The 17,172-nt window shown below is 72.4% G+C and carries 14 protein-coding genes; 5 read left to right on the top strand and 9 right to left on the bottom strand.

Annotation, left to right across the window (positions count from 1 at the left end; genetic code table 11):
• Positions 1 to 106: 106 nt before the first annotated feature.
• On the top strand, positions 107 to 970 hold the full coding sequence (locus JIX55_RS38395; RefSeq protein WP_257567822.1) for a phosphotransferase enzyme family protein: 864 nt from the start codon (positions 107 to 109) through the stop codon (positions 968 to 970).
• A gap of 9 nt (positions 971 to 979) precedes the next feature.
• Here the strand turns inward: JIX55_RS38395 and JIX55_RS38390 are convergent, their stop codons facing one another.
• The 3 genes from JIX55_RS38390 to JIX55_RS38380 all read right to left on the bottom strand — a co-directional run bounded on the left by JIX55_RS38390 (position 980) and on the right by JIX55_RS38380 (position 3,595).
• Positions 980 to 1,459 carry a GNAT family N-acetyltransferase gene (locus JIX55_RS38390; protein ID WP_257567821.1) on the bottom strand — a complete coding sequence of 160 codons (480 nt, stop codon included), beginning with the start codon at positions 1,457 to 1,459 and terminating at the stop codon, positions 980 to 982.
• Positions 1,456 to 2,178: a 3'-5' exonuclease gene (locus JIX55_RS38385; protein ID WP_257567820.1), complete on the bottom strand. Its 723-nt coding sequence runs from the start codon at positions 2,176 to 2,178 to the stop codon at positions 1,456 to 1,458. The genes JIX55_RS38390 and JIX55_RS38385 overlap by 4 nt, the downstream gene beginning before the upstream one ends.
• A gap of 178 nt (positions 2,179 to 2,356) precedes the next feature.
• On the bottom strand, positions 2,357 to 3,595 hold the full coding sequence (locus JIX55_RS38380; RefSeq protein ID WP_257569617.1) for an SAV2148 family HEPN domain-containing protein: 1,239 nt from the start codon (positions 3,593 to 3,595) through the stop codon (positions 2,357 to 2,359).
• Between the two features lie 327 nt (positions 3,596 to 3,922).
• On the opposite strand from JIX55_RS38380, the gene glgX reads away from it, so the two are divergent.
• Positions 3,923 to 6,055, top strand: a complete 2,133-nt coding sequence (glgX, locus tag JIX55_RS38375) for a glycogen debranching protein GlgX (protein ID WP_257567819.1) — start codon at positions 3,923 to 3,925, stop codon at positions 6,053 to 6,055.
• A 178-nt stretch (positions 6,056 to 6,233) separates the two neighbouring features.
• Positions 6,234 to 8,561 carry a malto-oligosyltrehalose synthase gene (treY, locus tag JIX55_RS38370; protein WP_257567818.1) on the top strand — a complete coding sequence of 776 codons (2,328 nt, stop codon included), beginning with the start codon at positions 6,234 to 6,236 and terminating at the stop codon, positions 8,559 to 8,561.
• A 45-nt stretch (positions 8,562 to 8,606) separates the two neighbouring features.
• Here the strand turns inward: treY and JIX55_RS38365 are convergent, their stop codons facing one another.
• From JIX55_RS38365 to JIX55_RS38355, 3 genes are all read right to left on the bottom strand, one after another.
• Positions 8,607 to 9,014: a subtilase-type protease inhibitor gene (locus JIX55_RS38365; RefSeq protein ID WP_257567817.1), complete on the bottom strand. Its 408-nt coding sequence runs from the start codon at positions 9,012 to 9,014 to the stop codon at positions 8,607 to 8,609.
• Entirely contained in the window at positions 9,011 to 10,375 is a 1,365-nt protein-coding gene (locus tag JIX55_RS38360; RefSeq protein WP_257567816.1) for a M14 family zinc carboxypeptidase, read from the bottom strand. Before JIX55_RS38360 ends, JIX55_RS38365 begins: the two co-directional genes overlap by 4 nt.
• Positions 10,376 to 10,568: 193 nt before the next feature.
• Positions 10,569 to 11,120 carry a DUF1707 and FHA domain-containing protein gene (locus JIX55_RS38355; RefSeq protein ID WP_257567815.1) on the bottom strand — a complete coding sequence of 184 codons (552 nt, stop codon included), beginning with the start codon at positions 11,118 to 11,120 and terminating at the stop codon, positions 10,569 to 10,571.
• 228 nt (positions 11,121 to 11,348) lie between these two features.
• Between JIX55_RS38355 and treZ the strand changes: the two genes are divergently transcribed.
• Positions 11,349 to 13,094: a malto-oligosyltrehalose trehalohydrolase gene (gene treZ, locus JIX55_RS38350; protein ID WP_257567814.1), complete on the top strand. Its 1,746-nt coding sequence runs from the start codon at positions 11,349 to 11,351 to the stop codon at positions 13,092 to 13,094.
• Between the two features lie 275 nt (positions 13,095 to 13,369).
• Here the strand turns inward: treZ and JIX55_RS38345 are convergent, their stop codons facing one another.
• From JIX55_RS38345 to JIX55_RS38335, 3 genes are all read right to left on the bottom strand, one after another.
• On the bottom strand, positions 13,370 to 14,293 hold the full coding sequence (locus JIX55_RS38345) for an aminoglycoside phosphotransferase family protein (RefSeq protein WP_257567813.1): 924 nt from the start codon (positions 14,291 to 14,293) through the stop codon (positions 13,370 to 13,372).
• A 48-nt stretch (positions 14,294 to 14,341) separates the two neighbouring features.
• Positions 14,342 to 15,502 carry a M24 family metallopeptidase gene (locus JIX55_RS38340; protein ID WP_257567812.1) on the bottom strand — a complete coding sequence of 387 codons (1,161 nt, stop codon included), beginning with the start codon at positions 15,500 to 15,502 and terminating at the stop codon, positions 14,342 to 14,344.
• 113 nt (positions 15,503 to 15,615) lie between these two features.
• Complete coding sequence (locus JIX55_RS38335) at positions 15,616 to 16,236, bottom strand: LysE family translocator (RefSeq protein WP_257567811.1); 621 nt, start codon at positions 16,234 to 16,236, stop codon at positions 15,616 to 15,618.
• Positions 16,237 to 16,401: 165 nt separating this feature from the next.
• Between JIX55_RS38335 and JIX55_RS38330 the strand changes: the two genes are divergently transcribed.
• Complete coding sequence (locus JIX55_RS38330) at positions 16,402 to 17,154, top strand: metallophosphoesterase (RefSeq protein WP_257567810.1); 753 nt, start codon at positions 16,402 to 16,404, stop codon at positions 17,152 to 17,154.
• Positions 17,155 to 17,172 lie beyond the last annotated feature (18 nt).

The following is a 17,172-nucleotide window of genomic DNA, read 5'->3' as shown; positions in this document are numbered from 1 at the left end:
CATCGCCCGACCTGTACGAATGCGAGACTGGCCGCTGTATGGCGTGAACCTGACGTCCCGCCGGGGGCGTCGGTCGTACGGACACGGTCGGACGCGGAGGCGAAGGATGGACGAGGCACGGGCGCGGGACGTACTGGTCGCGGCCGGTGTGCTGCCCGGTGCGGCCGGACAGGCGCGGCTGCTCGCCCTGGGTGAGAACGCGGTGTTCGCCGCCGGTGACCTGGTCGTCAAGGTGGGCCGCGACGCTGACCTCCTCGACCGGGCCCGCCGTGAACTGAGCGTCGCGGCCTGGCTCGCCGAGGCGGGCGTCCCGGCCGTGCGGGCCGCCGAGTCCGAGGCCCTGCTCGTCGAGGGACACCCGGTGACCGTGTGGCACCGGCTGCCCGACCCGATACGCCCCGCCGGCGCCCGCGATTTGGCCGAACTGCTACGGCTGGTCCACGCCCTCCCCACCCCTCCTTTCGCGCTGCCCCGCCGTGAACTGCTGAGCGGCGTGGAGCGCTGGCTGCGCCTGGCCGGTGACGCGATCGACCCGGCGGACGCGGCCTACCTCCGCGAACGCCGCGACGGCTTCGCCACAGCGGCGGCCGCCCTCACCCCCCACCTGCCGCCGGGCCCGATCCACGGCGACGCCCTCCCCCGCAACGTCCACATCGGCCCCGACGGCCCCGTCCTCGTCGACCTGGAGACCTTCTCCGGCGACCTCCGCGAACACGACCTCGTGGTCATGGCCCTCTCCCACGACCGCTACGGCCTGCCGACCGAGGACTACGACACCTTCACGGCCACGTACGGCTGGGACGTACGCGAGTGGACGGGCTGCTCGGTGCTGCGCGGTGCCCGCGAGACGGCGAGCTGCGCGTGGGTCGCCCAGCACGCGCCGAGCAACCCCAAGGCCCTGGCCGAGTTCGAACGCCGGGTCGCCTCGCTGCGTGACGGGGACGAGACGGTCCGCTGGTATCCGTTCTGAGCGGGGAGATCAGGTCAGGGTGAGGAGCACTTCGTCGATCTCGCCGGCGCGGGCCCGCGCGAAGCCCCTGTCGTGGCCGGTGATGACGAAGCCGCACTTCTCCAGCACGCGGATCGAGCCCGCGTTGTCGGCCGCCGCGTAGGCGTACAGCGGCCGCGTATCGACGAGACCTATCAGTGCGCCGAGCGCCCCGGTCGCGGTGCCCCGGCCCCAGTGCGCCCGGTCGATCCAGTAGGTGACCTCGCGTTCGTCCGGCGGTCCGTACATCGCGACATGGCCGACCACCTCGTCACCGGCGAGTACGGTGCGGTTCAGGACGTCCGGGTCGGCGCGGATCTTCGCCCAGTGGCTGTCGAAGAGCGCCCGGTCGTAGTGGTACTCCCCGGTGAAAGCGGCGACCTGCTGGGCCTCGGGATCGGACACGTGCCGCCAGAAGAACGGCAGGTCACTGTCACGCACTTCGCGGAGGGAGATCGGGGCGGTCGTCATACCGTTTCCTCCGCCGACTCGCGCAGGGGCCACGTCGCGTCCACGACCGCTTCCGGGTTGCCCTTGCGGCGGAGGAAGGCCTGGAAGTCGGTGGCCCACTCGGCGTACCAGTCGATCTGGCGGCGGTGCAGCTCGGCCGGGCCGAGGGCGGCGACCTTCGCGTGGCGCTGGGCTATCGCGCGGGCGAGGCGGGCGGCGGCGAGGGCGTCGGCGGAGGCGTCGTGGGCGGCGTCCAGCGGGACGCCGTACTCGGCGCAGACCGCTTCGAGGTTGCGCTTGCCGCGGCGGTAACGGTCGACCGAGCGGTCGATCGTGTACGGGTCGATGACCGGCGCCGGGTCGAGTCCCCCGAGCCGGTCGCGCAGGGACGGCAGGGCGTGCCGACGCAACTCCGCGGAGAGCAGGGTGAGGTCGAAGGCCGCGTTGTACGCCACGACCGGGACGCCCGTCTTCCAGTAGGAGACGAGGACGTCGGCGATGGCGTCGGCGACCTGGTCGGCCGGTCTTCCCTCGGCCGACGCGCGGGCGTTGGTGATGCCGTGCACCGCCACCGCCTCCTCCGGGATCTCCATGCCCGGATCGGCGAGCCATTCCCGGTGCCCGACCGGCTCCCCGTCCCTGACCTCGATCACCGCGCCCGTGACGATGCGCGCCTCGCGCGGGTCCGTCCCGGTGGTCTCCAGGTCGAAGCCGATCAGCAGCTGCCGGTGCCAACCCATGCTGGCCCCCCTTCTTGGTGGTGCTTTCCCCCAGTGACCACCACCATCGCATGGGCCACTGACAATCCGAGGACCGCGTTCCGCCTGTGGCCCGCGCGACGCCCCGCTCGGGCCGTGCGACGCCCCCGGCCGGGGGCGTTCCGCCCGGCCGGCTCGCGGCTCTCCGCCTCGGAACGACTCACGACACCGGCCGCGAGTCCGCCCAGGCCACCTCGAACTCCTCGCGGTATGTATCGAAAAGCCCGGCTTCGCCGTTCTCGTCCGCCTTGAGGACCCGGTTGCCGCCGCGCAGTACGAGCACCGGCGCCTCCATGCCCCGGGTGCGCCGCAGATAGGTCTGGATGACCGCGACGCCGTCCGAGCCGTCACCGTCCACCAGGTAGGCGGTGAAGCGGGGGGTCTCGTCGAAGACCTGGATCTCGAAGGCGCCGGGGTCGCGCAGCTTGGAGCGGACCCGGCGCATATGGAGGATGTTCATCTCCACGGCACGGCTCAACTCTCCCCGCTTTATGCCTAGTTCGCGCTCACGTCGCTTCACCGCGCTGGACGCGGGGTTCAGGAAGAGCAGCCGTACCCGGCAGCCCGACTCGGCGAGCCGCACCAGCCGTCGCCCGGAGAAGTTCTGCACGAGGAGGTTCAGGCCTATGCCGATGGCGTCGACGCGGCGGGCTCCGCCGAAGAGGTCCTCGGCGGGGAACTGCCGCAGCAGCCGCACCCGGTCGGGGTGGACGCCGACGACGTCCGCGTACCGGTCGCCGACGAGGTCCTCGACGGCGTCGATGGGCAGCCGGCGCGCGGAGGGCACGTCACTGCCCGCGCCGAGGATCTCCAGCAGCTTCGCCGAGGCGCGCTCGGCCTGGGCCAGGACGGCCTCGGACAGGGCCCGGTTGCGGGAGACGACGTTCCGGGTGACCTCCAGCTCGTCCAGCGCCAGTTCCACGTCGCGCCGCTCGTCGACGTACGGCTCGAAGCAGGGCCAGTGCTGCACCATCAGCTCGCGCAGCTGGGGCAGTGTGAGGAAGCTGAGCACGTTGTCGTCGGCGGGGTCGAGGAGATAGCCCTTGCGGCGGCTGACCTCGCGTACCGCGACGGCGCGCTGCACCCACTCCTGTCCGGCGGGTCCGGCGGCGGCGACCACCCAGTCGTCGCCGTGGACGGGCTCGTAGATGGGCCGCAGCACGGCGGCCACCACCGCCCGCAGGCGCTGTTCGACGAGGTTCAGCCAGATGTAGGCGCGGCCGGCCCGCTGGGCGCGCGTGCGCACTTCGAGCCAGGCGTCGGCGTTCCAGTCCAGTTCCGGGCCGATGGATCCCATCTCCATCGGCCGTGCCAGGGACACCGCGCCGGGTGGGACATCTGTGGAGTTCCCCTCGTGACTCTCGTCACCAGGAGGCAGCTCCAGCCCTCCCGAGCCCACCCACGCACCGCCTTCCGCTCCCCCGAGCTCACCCCTACTCAACGATCAAGGAAGGGTACTCCGGTACCGCCCGGCGATACAGCCGGATGGACAGGTCGTTTCCCAACTACCGCACGTGACTTGGCCGTTCCGGCCTGCTACCACACCGGGAGTGAGCTGTTTCATAGCGGTCGGCCGCGCCGGGACATCACAAGTGGCCGCCGGACCGTCACGAAGTGTCGGCCACTGGGCAGAAGGCACATATGCCATAGGTGGTTCCATCAGTTTGAGGGAGACTCCACCCGGAGTCGCCCCCAGCGGCGCGCGACAACTGAAAGAGTCGTATCCATGCAGGTCTGGCCTGGACAGGCGTATCCGCTCGGTGCCACGTACGACGGCGCCGGAACCAACTTCGCGGTCTTCTCGGAGGCCGCGCACCGAGTCGAGCTGTGTCTGCTGCACGACGACGGCTCCGAGACCGCGGTGGAGCTGCGCGAGACGGACGCGTTCGTACGGCACGCGTATCTGCCCGGCGTGATGCCCGGGCAGCGGTACGGCTTCCGTGCGCACGGCCCGTACGCGCCGGAGCGCGGGCTGCGCTGCAACTCCGCGAAGCTGCTCCTCGACCCGTACGCGCGTGCCATCAGCGGCTCCGTCAAGTGGGGCGAGGAGGTGTACGGCTATCACTTCGGGGCGCCCGACAAGCGCAACGACCTCGACTCGGCACCGCACATGATGACCTCGGTCGTGGTCAACCCGTACTTCGACTGGGGCGACGACCGGCGGCCCCGCACGGAGTACCACCACACGGTGATCTACGAGGCCCACGTCAAGGGCCTCACCATGCGGCACCCGGGGCTCCCCGAGGAACTGCGCGGCACCTACGCGGCGCTCGCCCATCCGGCGATCATCGACCACCTGACCGAGCTGGGCGTCACGGCGCTGGAGCTGATGCCCGTACACCAGTTCGTGAACGACCACCGGCTGGCCGACATGGGCCTCAGCAACTACTGGGGCTACAACACGATCGGCTTCTTCGCCCCGCACAACGCGTACGCCTCCTGGGGCGACCGGGGGCAGCAGGTGCTGGAGTTCAAGTCGGCGGTCCGGGCGCTGCACGAGGCCGGGATCGAGGTCATCCTCGACGTGGTCTACAACCACACGGCCGAGGGCAACCACCTGGGTCCGACGCTGTCGTTCAAGGGCCTCGACAATCCGTCGTACTACCGGCTCACGGACGACCCGCGCTACTACATGGACACGACGGGGACGGGCAACTCGCTGCTCATGCGGTCCCCGCACGTCCTGCAGCTGATCATGGACTCGTTGCGCTACTGGGTCACCGAGATGCATGTCGACGGCTTCCGCTTCGACCTCGCCGCGACGCTGGCCCGGCAGTTCCACGAGGTGGACCGGCTGTCGTCGTTCTTCGACCTCGTCCAGCAGGACCCCGTGGTCTCCCAGGTGAAGCTGATCGCCGAGCCCTGGGACGTCGGCGAGGGCGGCTACCAGGTGGGGAACTTCCCGCCGCTGTGGACCGAGTGGAACGGCAAGTACCGGGACACCGTGCGGGACCTGTGGCGGGGCGAGCCGCGCACGGTCGCGGAGTTCGCGTCCCGGCTGACCGGCTCGTCCGACCTCTACCAGGACGACGGGCGGCGCCCGCTGGCCTCCATCAACTTCGTGACCTGCCACGACGGCTTCACGATGCGGGATCTCGTCTCCTACAACGACAAGCGCAACGACGCGAACGGTGAGGACAACCGGGACGGCGAGAGCCACAACCGGTCCTGGAACTGCGGGGCCGAGGGCGAGACCGACGACCCCGAGGTGCTGGGGCTGCGGGTCCGGCAGATGCGGAACTTCATCGCGACGTTGATGCTGTCGCAGGGCGTGCCGATGCTCAGCCATGGCGACGAGTTCGCGCGGACGCAGGGCGGCAACAACAACGCGTACTGCCAGGACAACGAGTTGTCCTGGGTGCCGTGGCCTTCCGGCGAGGACGGGGACGACGACGGCGAGGTCTTCGGGGATCTGCTGGAGTTCACGCGCGCGATGGTGTGGCTGCGGAAGGACCATCCCGTCTTTCGGCGGCGGCGGTTCTTCCATGGGCGGCCGGTGGAGGGGACGCACGACGAGCTGTCGGACATCGCCTGGTTCACGCCGGAGGGGCCGGAGATGACGCAGCGGGACTGGGACTCGACGGGGGCGGGAGCGGTCACCGTGTTCCTGAACGGGAACGCGATCTCCGAGCCGGGTTCGCGCGGCGAGCGGATCAGCGATGACTCGTTCCTGTTGATGGTCAACGCGTCTGCGGAGCCGCTGGAGTTCGTAGTGCCGGTCAATCATGGGCCGCAGTGGCAGATGGTGGTGGATACGGGGCGGGAGGACGCGGTGCCTGTGGATGGACCGAAGGTGGCGGCTGGGGAACGGGTGAGTTTGGTGGATCGGAGCCTGGCTGTTTTCAGGAGGCCGACCTAGTTCGCGGGATTCGCCATACGGGTGACTGTGCTTTGTGGCTGCGGGTTGTGCGTGGCTGATCGCGCCCCCGCGGCGGAGCCGCATGTCGATACAGCCCCGCGCCCCTGAAAGCAAAAGCCGCAGGCGTCCTTGCGTGTCAGGGCGCTCCAAGTGGCGTCTGGCGGGTACGTAGGTCTGCATGACCTCTGTCGCGCCTACCGCCACGTATCGGCTTCAGCTTCAGCCCTCGTTTCCGTTCGCCGCGGCCGCGGCCGCCGTGCCGTACATCGCCTCGCTCGGGGTGTCGCACCTTCATCTCTCGCCCGTGCTGGAGGCCGTGCCGGGGTCGCAGCACGGGTATGACGTGGTCGATCACGGGCGGGTGCGGAAGGAGCTGGGCGGGGAGGAGGGACTGCGGGCGCTGGCCCGGACCGCTCGGGAGCACGGGCTCGGGATGGTCGTGGACATCGTGCCGAACCACATGGCGATGGCGCCTCGGCACAACCGGGCGCTGTGGGCGGTGTTGCGGGACGGGCCGGAGTCGGCGTACGCGCGGTGGTTCGACATCGACTGGGAGGCGCGGGACGGGCGGGTGCTGCTGCCGGTGCTCGGGGGGCCGATCGGCGCGGAGATCGAGCAGTTCGTGGTGGACGGGCGGGAGCTGCGCTACTACGACCATGTGTTCCCGCTGCGGGAGGGCACCGAGAAGCTGCCGTTGCCGCAACTGCTGGACGCGCAGTGGTACCGGCCGGTGTGGTGGCGGCTGGCCCGTACGGAGCTGAACTACCGGCGGTTCTTCAGCATTTCGGAGCTGATCGGGGTGCGGGTGGAGGAGCCGGAGGTCTTCGACGCGACCCACGCGAAGATCCTTCAGCTGCTGGACGAGGACGTCGTTCAGGGGCTGCGGGTCGACCATCCTGATGGGCTCGCCGATCCCGACGCCTATCTGCGGCGGCTGCACGAGGCCACCGGAGGGCGGTGGACCGTCGTCGAGAAGATCCTGGCGGACGGGGAGACCCTGCCCGCGGCCTGGCCGGTCGCGGGGACCACCGGCTATGACGCGCTGCGGCACGTCGACGGGCTGTTCACCGACCCGGCGGGGGCGGGTGAGCTGCTGGGGCAGTACCGGCGGTTCACCGCCGCGCAGGCCGACCGGGGCGGCGAGTGGGAGTCGACCGTGCGGCGGGCCGCGTACCGGGTGCTCACGCACGAGCTGGCCACGGAGGTCGAACGGCTCACCCGGGTGGCGCACCGGCTGTGCGAGCGCTCCCCCGAGTTCGCCCTGCGCGACCACGCGCCGTGGGCGCTGCGCACCGCGCTGTGCGAGCTGCTCGCCCGGATGGAGGTGTACCGGCCGTACTCCTCCCAGGACGCCTCCCTCGTCGTCACCGAGGAGGCCGCGGCCGAGGCACGGGCGGTGTTCGTGGTGCCCGAGGAGGCCCGGTCGGTGGATGCCGTACGGGATCTGGTGCTGGGGCGGGTGGGTGACGGGCCGGAGCATGGGGAGTTCCGGGCGCGGTTCGCGCAGACCTCGTCGGCGCTGCGGGCGAAGTCGGTGGAGGACACGGCGTTCTATCGGTATGTGCCGTTGCTGTCCGCGAACGAGGTGGGTGGCGATCCGGGGAGTCCGGCTGTCTCGACGGAGGACTTCCACGCCTACTGCGCGCGCGTGCAGCGGGACTGGCCGGCCACGGGGACCGTGTTGTCGACGCACGACACCAAGCGCAGTGCGGATGTGCGGGCGGCGATCGCGGTGCTCGGCGAGTGCCCGGGTCGGTGGGCCGATGTGCTGGCGGCGGTGACGCGGGACGGTACGGGTGTGCCGGATCCGCAGATGGCCTGGGCGGCCTGGCAGACGGCGTTCGGGCTCGGGCCCGCGGACGGGGAGCGGTTGCAAGGGGCCCTGCTGAAGCATGTGCGGGAGGCGGGGCTGCACACCTCCTGGACCGAGCAGAACCCGGCGTACGAGCGTGCGGTGGCGGACTTCGTCGTGCGGGGGCCCGCCGTGGACGGGCGGGTCGCCTCGCTGCGGGAGGCCCTGGAGCCCCATGTGCGGGCGAACGGTCTCGGTGCGGCCCTGGTGCAGCTGACCATGCCGGGGGTGCCGGACGTCTACCAGGGGACGGAGGACGAGTACCGGGCGCTGGTGGACCCGGACAACCGGCGGCCCTTCGCGCCTCGGGAGGGGGCTTCCGACAAGTTCCGGCTCACCTCGGCCGCGCTGCGGCTGCGCCGACGGCGGCCGGAGGTGTTCGGGGACGCGGCGACGTACGCGCCGCTGCCGGCGGACGGGCCGGGGGCCGGGCACTGTGTGGCCTTCGTGCGGTCCGGTGCGGTGGTCACGGCTGTCACACGGTTGTCGCTGCGGCTGGCGGAGGCCGGGGGCTGGGGGGACACGCGGCTGGCCCTTCCGGAGGGGCGGTGGGCCGATGTGGTCGGCGGGGAGCGGGAGTTCGCGGGGGACGTACGGGTGGCGGAGCTCTTCGAGACGCTGCCGGTCGCGCTCCTTGAGCGGGTCGACGGGTAGCCGTAACGGGCCAGGTGGAGCGCGTCCCCGACGGAGAAGTGCCCGTCAGCCCGACAAGGCGAACACCGCTCCTGTCCGGGCCGTCATCACGCAACCGTTCGCGAATGTCTGTTCGAAGGTGACCGGGCGGCCGTTCCACCGGCCTACGGCGGTGGCGCGGACGGGGGCGTAGATCTGGGTGCAGACGGCGTTCTTGTGAGGGATGCGTGTGATGTCTCCGCCGGTCTCACGGAGTTCCACGCAGGCTTGGGCGGCGCGGCCATGGCCGTGGGGCGGGTCGCAGAGGAGGAGGGCGCCGCTGGTGTCGAAGGAGCGGGCGTCGCCTCGGGTGAGGGAGACGTAGAGCCAGTCGCTCTGGGCGGCGGTCGTCCGGGCCGGGGCCGAGGCGCCGACGGTGAGGAGTGCGAGTGCGGCGAGCAGGCCGCCGCGAACCGCGTGGGTGGTGTGCGTCATTCCCGGTGCATCGGCACGGCGGGCTCGGAACTCCATGGCGGCTCACCCGAATGGGAGTCCGCGCGGTCGTCCGGGCAGGGGGACGGCGGGGCGGGCTCCGGGCGCGGGCGTCCGGCGGCCAGTTCGAACGCGGCGAGGACGACGCGGGCCTGGTACTCCGCCTGGCGTGCCACGGGGATCCAGCGCGCCCCGTAGCCGTCGCGGTAGTCGGCGCACCACGCGTCGATGAGCCGGTCCAGCTCGGGCAGCGCACCGGCCGGGTCGTGTCCGGCGCGGGTCACCAGCTGGTGCAGCAGCCCGGCGGTGCGCAGGGCGACCCGGCGGCCGGAGATGGCGAGGGTGGTGAGCCGGGAGGTGTCGAGCGGGGGCAGCGGCCGGGCGGCGCCGTCGTGGACATCGGGGTCCCAGGAGTCGGCGAGGCCCGGCCCGACCAGTAAGTAGTCGTCGACCGGAGCGAGGAGCCGGGCGGCGTCCGGGCCGGCGCCCGCCGAGGGGCGGACGCGGGCGAGGATGCCCTCCAGGAGCCGGGTGTCGCGACGCAGGGCGCGGCTGACGGTGCGCAGGACGGCGTCGGCGTCGGGCGACGGGGAGGCGTCCTCGACGGCGGTCACGCCCCACATGGGTGCCTCGACGACGGCGGTGACCGTGCCGTAGCGGTGGGGGTGGAACCAGGTGGACTCCACAGCCGCCTCGGTGATGGCTGCGGCCAGGTCGCCCCGGCGCGGGGGCGGGATGCGGTAGACGGCGGGGCCGAGGCGGGGCCAGTACAGGGTGTCGTACGGGCTCAGCTCACGCGGGATGCCCAGGCGGGCGGCGGTGTGGGCGACGCGCTGGGCGATGCCCGGCAGTTCGCGGGTCAGCTCGACGAAGCCGCCGCCGACGTCGACGCCGTGCAGCGAGCACTGGAAGAAGGGCCGCAGTTCGTCCTGGAGGTCGAGGAGGGCGCGGGTCTCCGGCAGGACGGCCCCGGCGGCGCCGTCGGGCAGCCACTCGGGCTGTTCGAGGAAGCCGGGGCGGAAGAAGTTCCGGAAGTAGTGGCCGAGGGTGTACGGGCCGGACAGCCAGCCCTCGTTGCGGCGGGAGCCGTCGGGGTCGAGGCTCAGCAGCAGGTTCCAGGTGGTGTCGGCGGCGTCGCTCAGCCGGGGGTCGGCCAGGGCCCGTTCGGCGAGTCTGAGGACCGTGGCGCCGCCCACGGGTTCGTTGGCGTGCGGGCCGGCGACGATCAGGGTGTGGCGGCTGCCCCGTCCGACGGACAGCAGCCACATCGGCGTGTCCGCCCGTGAGGTGCCCACGCGGCGCAGTCGGGCGCGGTGCGGATGTCGGGCGACGAGTGTCGCGGCGCGGGCGGACAACTCGTCCACGGTCGGGTAGCGGAGGAGTGGCGGCAGGGCACACCTCCACGAATGTGACGCCGTCGGTTCACCGGGTGTGCATGGTGTACGCACAGTCAGTCATGGCCGAGAACGTACGTCAACACCCTGGAACGGAAGGGAAGATGACAAACTCGCTGCGTAAATCCCAGGCCAGAGCTTCGTGTCGGAATCGGTTGGGAGGTCACTCCGAGGAGAGGCGGAACGTCATCCGGCCGAAACTCACCTGATCGCCGTCCTTCACGACGGCCGCACCGATCACCCGACGGCCGTTGACGGTGGTGCCGTTGGTGGATCCGAGGTCGCGCAGGATCCACATGCCGCCCTGCCGGGTCAGCTCCGCGTGGACGCGGGAGACCGTCTCGTGGCTGAGCCGGAGTCCGTTCGCGGGGTCGCGGCCGATGCGCAGGCCGTGGCCGCCCGCCGGGTGCGGCAGCTGGAGCTTGGGGAGCCGCTCGGCCTGCCAGGCGCGGCGCAGCTTCACACCGAAGCCGGAGACCGCGCCGACGGTGCCGAGCACCAGCCGGGACCAGCGCTTCTCGGCGGGCAGGTCGGCGGTGAGCGCGGCGAGTTCGTCGGAGCGGCGGGCGGTGAGGGCCAGCTCCATCCGCCGGATGAACGTGTCGTGCGAGAGCCGGCCCAGCGCGACGCCGTCACGGAGCACCCTCAGCGCGCGGTCGCGCTCCGCGTCCGACAGCCGCGCGGGGTACGTGTGGAACTCGAAGGACGACGTCACGCAGCTGATTGTCGGTCAGGGGGGCCGGAGGTGTCCAGACAACCCGTAAACGGTGACCATCCACGGACACAAGGACGCGCGCGGCAAAAGCACCGATCCGAGCGCGCGGCGATCTCGTTTGCCGCACGATGGACGCAAGCGGAACCGGGTCGGTGTGGGTGCGTTCCCGGAGCCGCTTACCCCCTGACTACCCAGGACCACGACCGGCAGCCGAGGGAGAACCGTTCCGTGCAGTTCGAGGTGTGGGCACCGCAGGCCGATCGTTCGACGCTCCACTGCGCGGGCGCCACGCATGCGATGGAGCGCGATCCGGAGCGGCCGGGCTGGTGGACCGCCGAGGCGGAGGCGACGGACGGCACACGCTACGGATTCGCCGTCGACGACGGCCCGGTGCGGCCCGATCCGCGCTCGCGCCGCCAGCCGGAGGGCCCCGACGGGCTGAGCGCGGTCGTCGACCACGGGCGGTACGTGTGGCGCGCGCCGTGGGCCGGGCGCGGGCTGCCGGGTGCGGTGCTCTACGAGCTGCACGTCGGCACGTACACCCCCGAGGGCACGCTCGACGCGGCCGCCGAGCGCCTCGGCCACCTCGTCGAACTGGGCGTCACCCACGTGGAGTTGATGCCGCTGTGCCCGTTCCCCGGGACGCACGGCTGGGGGTACGAGGGGGTCTCGCTCTGGGCCGTGCACGAGCCGTACGGCGGTCCGGAGGCGCTGAAGCGGTTCGTGGACGCGGCGCACGGGCTGGGCCTCGGGGTGGTGCTCGACGTCGTACACAACCATCTGGGCCCCTCCGGCAACTATCTGCCCGTCTTCGGCCCGTACTTCACCGACCGGCACCACACGCCGTGGGGCGCGGCGGTCAACCTGGACGCGCCCGGCTCGGACGACGTACGGGAGTACTTCCTGGGCAGCGCGCTGGCCTGGCTGCGCGACTACCGCCTCGACGGACTGCGCCTGGACGCGGTCCACGCCCTCAAGGACACCCGTGCCCTCCACTTCCTGGAGGAGCTGTCGACGGCGGTGGACACGCTCGCCGACGAGGTCGGACGACCGTTGTTCCTGATCGCCGAGTCGGACCTCAACGACCCGCGCCTGGTCACCCCGCGCCCCCAGGGCGGCCTCGGGCTGCACGCCCAGTGGAACGACGACTTCCACCACACCCTGCACACCACCCTGACCGGCGAGTCGCAGGGCTACTACGAGGACTTCGCGCGGGCCGGTCTGGCGGGCCTGGCGAAGACCTTGACGGGCGGCTACTTCCACGACGGCACGTACTCGTCGTTCCGGGAGCGCCGCCACGGCCGCCCCCTGGACCGTACGAGCGTGTCGGCGCACCGTCTGCTGGGCTACACCCAGACCCACGACCAGGTCGGCAACCGCGCCCAGGGCGACCGACTCTCCGCCTCCCTCTCCCCCGGGCTGCTGGCCTGCGCGGCCGCGCTGGTGCTCACGGGCCCGTTCACGCCGATGCTCTTCATGGGCGAGGAGTGGGCCGCGTCCACGCCCTGGCAGTTCTTCACCGACCACACCGATCCGGAACTCGCCCAGGCCGTACGGCGGGGGCGGCGCCGGGAGTTCGCGGCGCACGGCTGGGCCGAGGAGGACGTTCCCGACCCGCAGGACCCGGCGACCCGCGACCGCTCCTGCCTCGACTGGTCCGAGCCCGCGCGCGAGCCCCACGCCCGCGTTCTGGCCTGGTACCGCGACCTCATCGCCCTGCGCCACACCCTGCCCGACCTCTCCGACCCCGACCTGTCCGACGTCAAGGTCGCGTTCGACGAGGAGGCCCGGTGGTTCGGCTTCCGGCGGGGGGATGTCCTGGTGGCGGTGAATCTGGGGAGGGAAACGGCCGCGATTCCGGTCGGGGTGCCCCATGCGCGGGTGCTGGCGGCTTGGGAGCCGGTGGAGGGGCCGGGGGCGGACGGGTCGCTGAGCCTGGCCGGGGAGTCGTGCGTGGTGCTGACGGTGGCGTGAGCTGGGCACCCGGCGGCTGGGGCTGGGCGTGGGCGGTGCGCGACTCGGCGCTACGAGGTGCCGCTGCGCCCACCCTCCCCCACTCTCGGCTTCGCTCGAGCGGGAGGTACCCCCATCGCCCCAGCGGCACGACTGCCCGCAGCTAGGGCAGGCAAGTCAGCGGGGTCGCGCCCCGTCGGGGGCGCGGGGAACTGCGCGATCAGCCACGTCCCACCCGCAGTCGCCCTACAACACGCATCCCCGAGCTATTGGGCGCCCCCGCCCGGCGGATGTCCTCAGTCCTCGCCCCGCAGATCCGTCACCCGCTCCAGCAGGATCGCCTCCCAGGTGCGCCGCAGGCGGTCCCGGAGGACCGGGAGTGGCGCGGCGGCTCGGCCCCGCACCCCCTCCGCGAGGGCGATGACCGTGTCGCACCGGGAGAGCCAGAGGCCGCGCAGGCAGGGGCGGGCGCCGTAGCCCGCGAGAGTGGCGGCGCGGACGGCGGCGGGGGAACCGACGGCCGTGGCGAGGCCGGCGATGTCCTCGGCGGGGTCACCGATGACCGCGTCGGTCCAGTCGAGGACGCCACGGACCCGGCCGTCGGCGCTGACGACGAGGTGGTCGCCGGTGAGGCCGTGGTGGACCAGGACCGCGGCCGGCGCCGTCAGCTGCGTGGCGCTCGCGGGCGTGAGCTGCCCGAGCCGAGCCGCGTCGAACTCGTCGGCCTCGGCGAGGACCCGCGCCGCGCGCCCGGCGGCCGTACGCAACGCCTCAAGGGAGCGCGGGGCCAGCCGGGGCACCCCGAGCGTCTCGGCCTGCCGCAGCGGCACCTCGCGCAGCCCCGTGAGAAGTGCCGCCAGATCGGCCTCGCCCACGGCGGACACGTCGTGGTCCTCCGCCGTGCCGCCGGGCAGCCTCGTGTCGAGCGTGTAGGTGAGGCCCCCGGACCACTCCCCGGCCGCGACGCTCACCGGGACGGCGACGCCGATGTGCGGGCGGACCAGGTCCCGCAGCCGCAGTTCGCGCAGCTGCCGTCCGACGGCGTGCCGGTCGGTGGTCAGGCGCAGCACATGGCGGGTGCCGACCCACCAGGTGCGGCGCGCCTCGTCCCCGGCGACGGGCCGCACATCGGGGCCGCCGCCCCGGCCCTCCCCGTTCTTCAGCAGGGAACGGACCAGCCGGCGGACGCTGTCCGCGGTGGGTGTCGGTGCCTGGGTCATGGTCGCGCCGTCGTCCGGGGGTTCAGGGGAACGGGGGTACGCAGTCGGTCACTCCACTATCGCCATCTCGCGCGGGGTGTTGTTGAGGCGCCGGCCGCCGTCCTCGGTCACCGTCACGATGTCCTCGATCCGCACCCCGAAACGGCCCGGCAGATAAATACCCGGTTCGACCGAGAAGCACATGCCGGGCACCAGGGGCCGCTCCTCGCCCTCGACCATGTACGGCGGCTCGTGGGTGGTGACGCCGATGCCGTGCCCGGTGCGATGGATGAAGCGGTCGCCGTACCCGGCCTCGGTGATGACCGCGCGGGCGGCCCGGTCGACGTCCTGGCAGGCGGCGCCCGGCCGCACCGCGCGGAAGCCCGCCTCCTGGGCGGCGCGCACGATGTCGTGCACCTCGCGCTCCTCGGCGGCCGGTTCCCCGACGTGGACCGTGCGGGAGGTGTCGGAGCCGTAGCCGTCCTTGAGGCCGCCGAAGTCGAGGACGATCATGTCGCCGCGCGCGATGACGCGGTCGCCGGCCTCGTGGTGCGGGTTGGCGCCGTTCGGGCCCGCGGCGACGATCGTGAAGTCGACCTGGGAGTGCCCGAAGCGCCGCAGCAGGCCGGCGAGATCGGCGGCGACCTCGTTCTCCCGGCGCCCGGCGAAGGGGACCTGCCGGATCTCCTCGTACGCCCGGTCGGCGGCGGCGCCCGCCGCCGCCATCCGCTCCAGCTCCGCCGTGTCCTTGACCGCCCGCAGCATCGGCAGGCCCTCGGTGAGCGCGACGTACGCCGTCTCCGGCAGGCGCCGCCGCAACTCGAGCAGGTGCAGCGCCCAGGCGTTGTCGCTGACCCCGAAGCGGCCGCGCGGGTCGAGGAGGGAGACGGCCGCCTCGTACGGGTCCTTGGCGTCGGTCCAGTCGCGCAGGACGAGCGCGGGCCCGCCGGGTGCCTCCGCGGCGTCCGGGGCCTCCAGGGTGGGCACGACCAGCACCGGGTCCTCGCCGTCCCGCAGCACCAGCATCGTGAACCGCTCCGTCTCCGGCGGCCGGTGTCCCGTCAGCCACACCAGGTCCGGGCCGGGCGCGACCAGCAGCCCGTCGAGCCCGGCGTCCGCGGCGGCCCGTGCCGCCCGCCGCATGCGGGCCCGGTAGTCGTCGGCGGTGAAGGGCACGGGCGTGGCATCGGTCGTGACGGTCGCGGGCCCGTCGCTGGGCGTGCCGGTCATGCGTGCCTCCGTCTGCTCGGAGTTCCCTGGGGCTACGGGGAGCATCCTGCCCCTCCGCCGCAGCGCACGCGAGCCGATTGCGCCGTGGCGTCAACTGTCGTACGGCTCCGGCGTCAGCTCTCCCACGCGAGCCGGGCGCCGAGGAGCAGCAGAACGCCCCCGGAGACCTGCTCCAGGCGCCGCCGTACGCCCGCGCGGGAGAGCGCGGCCTTCATCCGGCCGACGAACCACACGTACACGCCGTAGTAGCCGATCTCGTAGACCGCCCACAGTGCGGCGAGGCCGATCATGGTGGGCAGATGGGGCGCGCCGGCGGGTACGAACTGCGGCAGGAACGACATCGCGAAGATCGCCGCCTTGGGGTTGGCGAGGTTGAGCAGCAGCCCGCCCCGGTACGAGGCCCAGCCGCTCTTCTCGGCCGCCTCCCCCATGCCCTCCGGCCGCCCCTTCGAACGGCGCGCCTGCCACAGGGTCTGCGCGCCGAAGACGACCAGGACCACCGCGCCGACGATCCGCATGACGTCGTACGCCAGCTCCGACGCGGCCAGCAGCGCGGTCAGGCCGAAGGCGGCGACGAGGCCCCAGACGAAGACACCGGTCTCGTTGCCGAGCACGGTCAGGAAGCCGGAACGCCTGCTGCGCAGGGACTCCTTGATGATCAGCACCGTGCTGGGGCCGGGCGAGGCGGCGATCAGGGTGCAGGCGCCGAGGAAGGCGAGAAGGGAGCTCAGCATCCCGCCATCGTGCCCCTGCGGCCATGGACCCGGCCAGTGTGTTTCGGAGAGGTCCGCCGCCGGCTACGACCGGCCAACTAATGCTTGAGGGTTGCCCACCCGTTAGAGCTAATGCTTGGATTCAGCTGTTCCATTAAGGCACCGCCCCGAGGGAGGCGTACGACGATGCTCGTACTCGCGCACATCAGTGATCTGCATCTGGACGGGAGCGAGCGGGCGACCCGGCGGGCCGAGCGGGTACGGGATCTGCTGTGGGGGCTGCCGGGACGGGTGGACGCGCTGCTGGTGACCGGGGACATCGCGGACCACGGCACGGAGGCCGAGTACGAGGAGGCGGCGAGCATCCTGGGCCTGCGGGAGGGCGGCGCGCCCTTCCCTGTGCTCACCTGCCCGGGCAACCACGACAGCCGGGCGCCCTACCGCAAGGCGCTGCTCGGGGAGCCGGCCGCCGACGGGCCGGTCAACAGCGCGCACGTCTTCGCGGACGCGGCCGTGCTGATGTGCGACTCCAGCATTCCGGGGCAGGACGAGGGCGAGCTGGACGCGCAGACGTACACCTGGATCGAGGAGACCCTCGACGAGCTCGACGGCGAGCGGTCGGTCCTGCTCGCCTTCCACCACCCCCCGGTGGCGTTGCACCACCCGCTGCCGGACACCTACCAACTGGGCAGGCCCGCCGCCCTGGCCCGGCTGATGGCCCGCCGGACGGAGATCGCGGGCCTCATCACCGGGCACGCCCACACCCCCGCCGCGACGACCTTCGCCGGACGTCCGCTCGTGGTGGGGCCGGGGGTCACCTGGACGTTGCGGCTGCCCTGGGAGGGCGACCAGGTAGCGGACCGGGAGGCACCGCCCGGGCTCGCCTTCCATGTGCTGGACGACGAGGGACGGCTGACGAGCCACTTCAGGGTGGCGTAGGAGTTCGAGGCAGGTGCC

The organism is Streptomyces sp. DSM 40750 (genome assembly GCF_024612035.1).
Lineage (GTDB): Bacteria > Actinomycetota > Actinomycetes > Streptomycetales > Streptomycetaceae > Streptomyces.
The sequence above is the reverse complement of the archived record's forward strand: the minus strand, read 5'-3'. Positions and strand labels throughout refer to the sequence as shown.

Coding starts and splice junctions, on each gene's coding strand:
- JIX55_RS38395 (WP_257567822.1), top strand. CDS start 107: ATGGACGAGGCACGGGCGCGGGACGTACTGGTCGCGGCCGGTGTGCTG.
- JIX55_RS38390 (WP_257567821.1), bottom strand. CDS start 1,459: ATGACGACCGCCCCGATCTCCCTCCGCGAAGTGCGTGACAGTGACCTG.
- JIX55_RS38385 (WP_257567820.1), bottom strand. CDS start 2,178: ATGGGTTGGCACCGGCAGCTGCTGATCGGCTTCGACCTGGAGACCACC.
- glgX (WP_257567819.1), top strand. CDS start 3,923: ATGCAGGTCTGGCCTGGACAGGCGTATCCGCTCGGTGCCACGTACGAC.
- treY (WP_257567818.1), top strand. CDS start 6,234: ATGACCTCTGTCGCGCCTACCGCCACGTATCGGCTTCAGCTTCAGCCC.
- JIX55_RS38365 (WP_257567817.1), bottom strand. CDS start 9,014: ATGACGCACACCACCCACGCGGTTCGCGGCGGCCTGCTCGCCGCACTC.
- JIX55_RS38345 (WP_257567813.1), bottom strand. CDS start 14,293: ATGACCCAGGCACCGACACCCACCGCGGACAGCGTCCGCCGGCTGGTC.
- JIX55_RS38340 (WP_257567812.1), bottom strand. CDS start 15,502: ATGACCGGCACGCCCAGCGACGGGCCCGCGACCGTCACGACCGATGCC.
- JIX55_RS38335 (WP_257567811.1), bottom strand. CDS start 16,236: ATGCTGAGCTCCCTTCTCGCCTTCCTCGGCGCCTGCACCCTGATCGCC.
- JIX55_RS38330 (WP_257567810.1), top strand. CDS start 16,402: ATGCTCGTACTCGCGCACATCAGTGATCTGCATCTGGACGGGAGCGAG.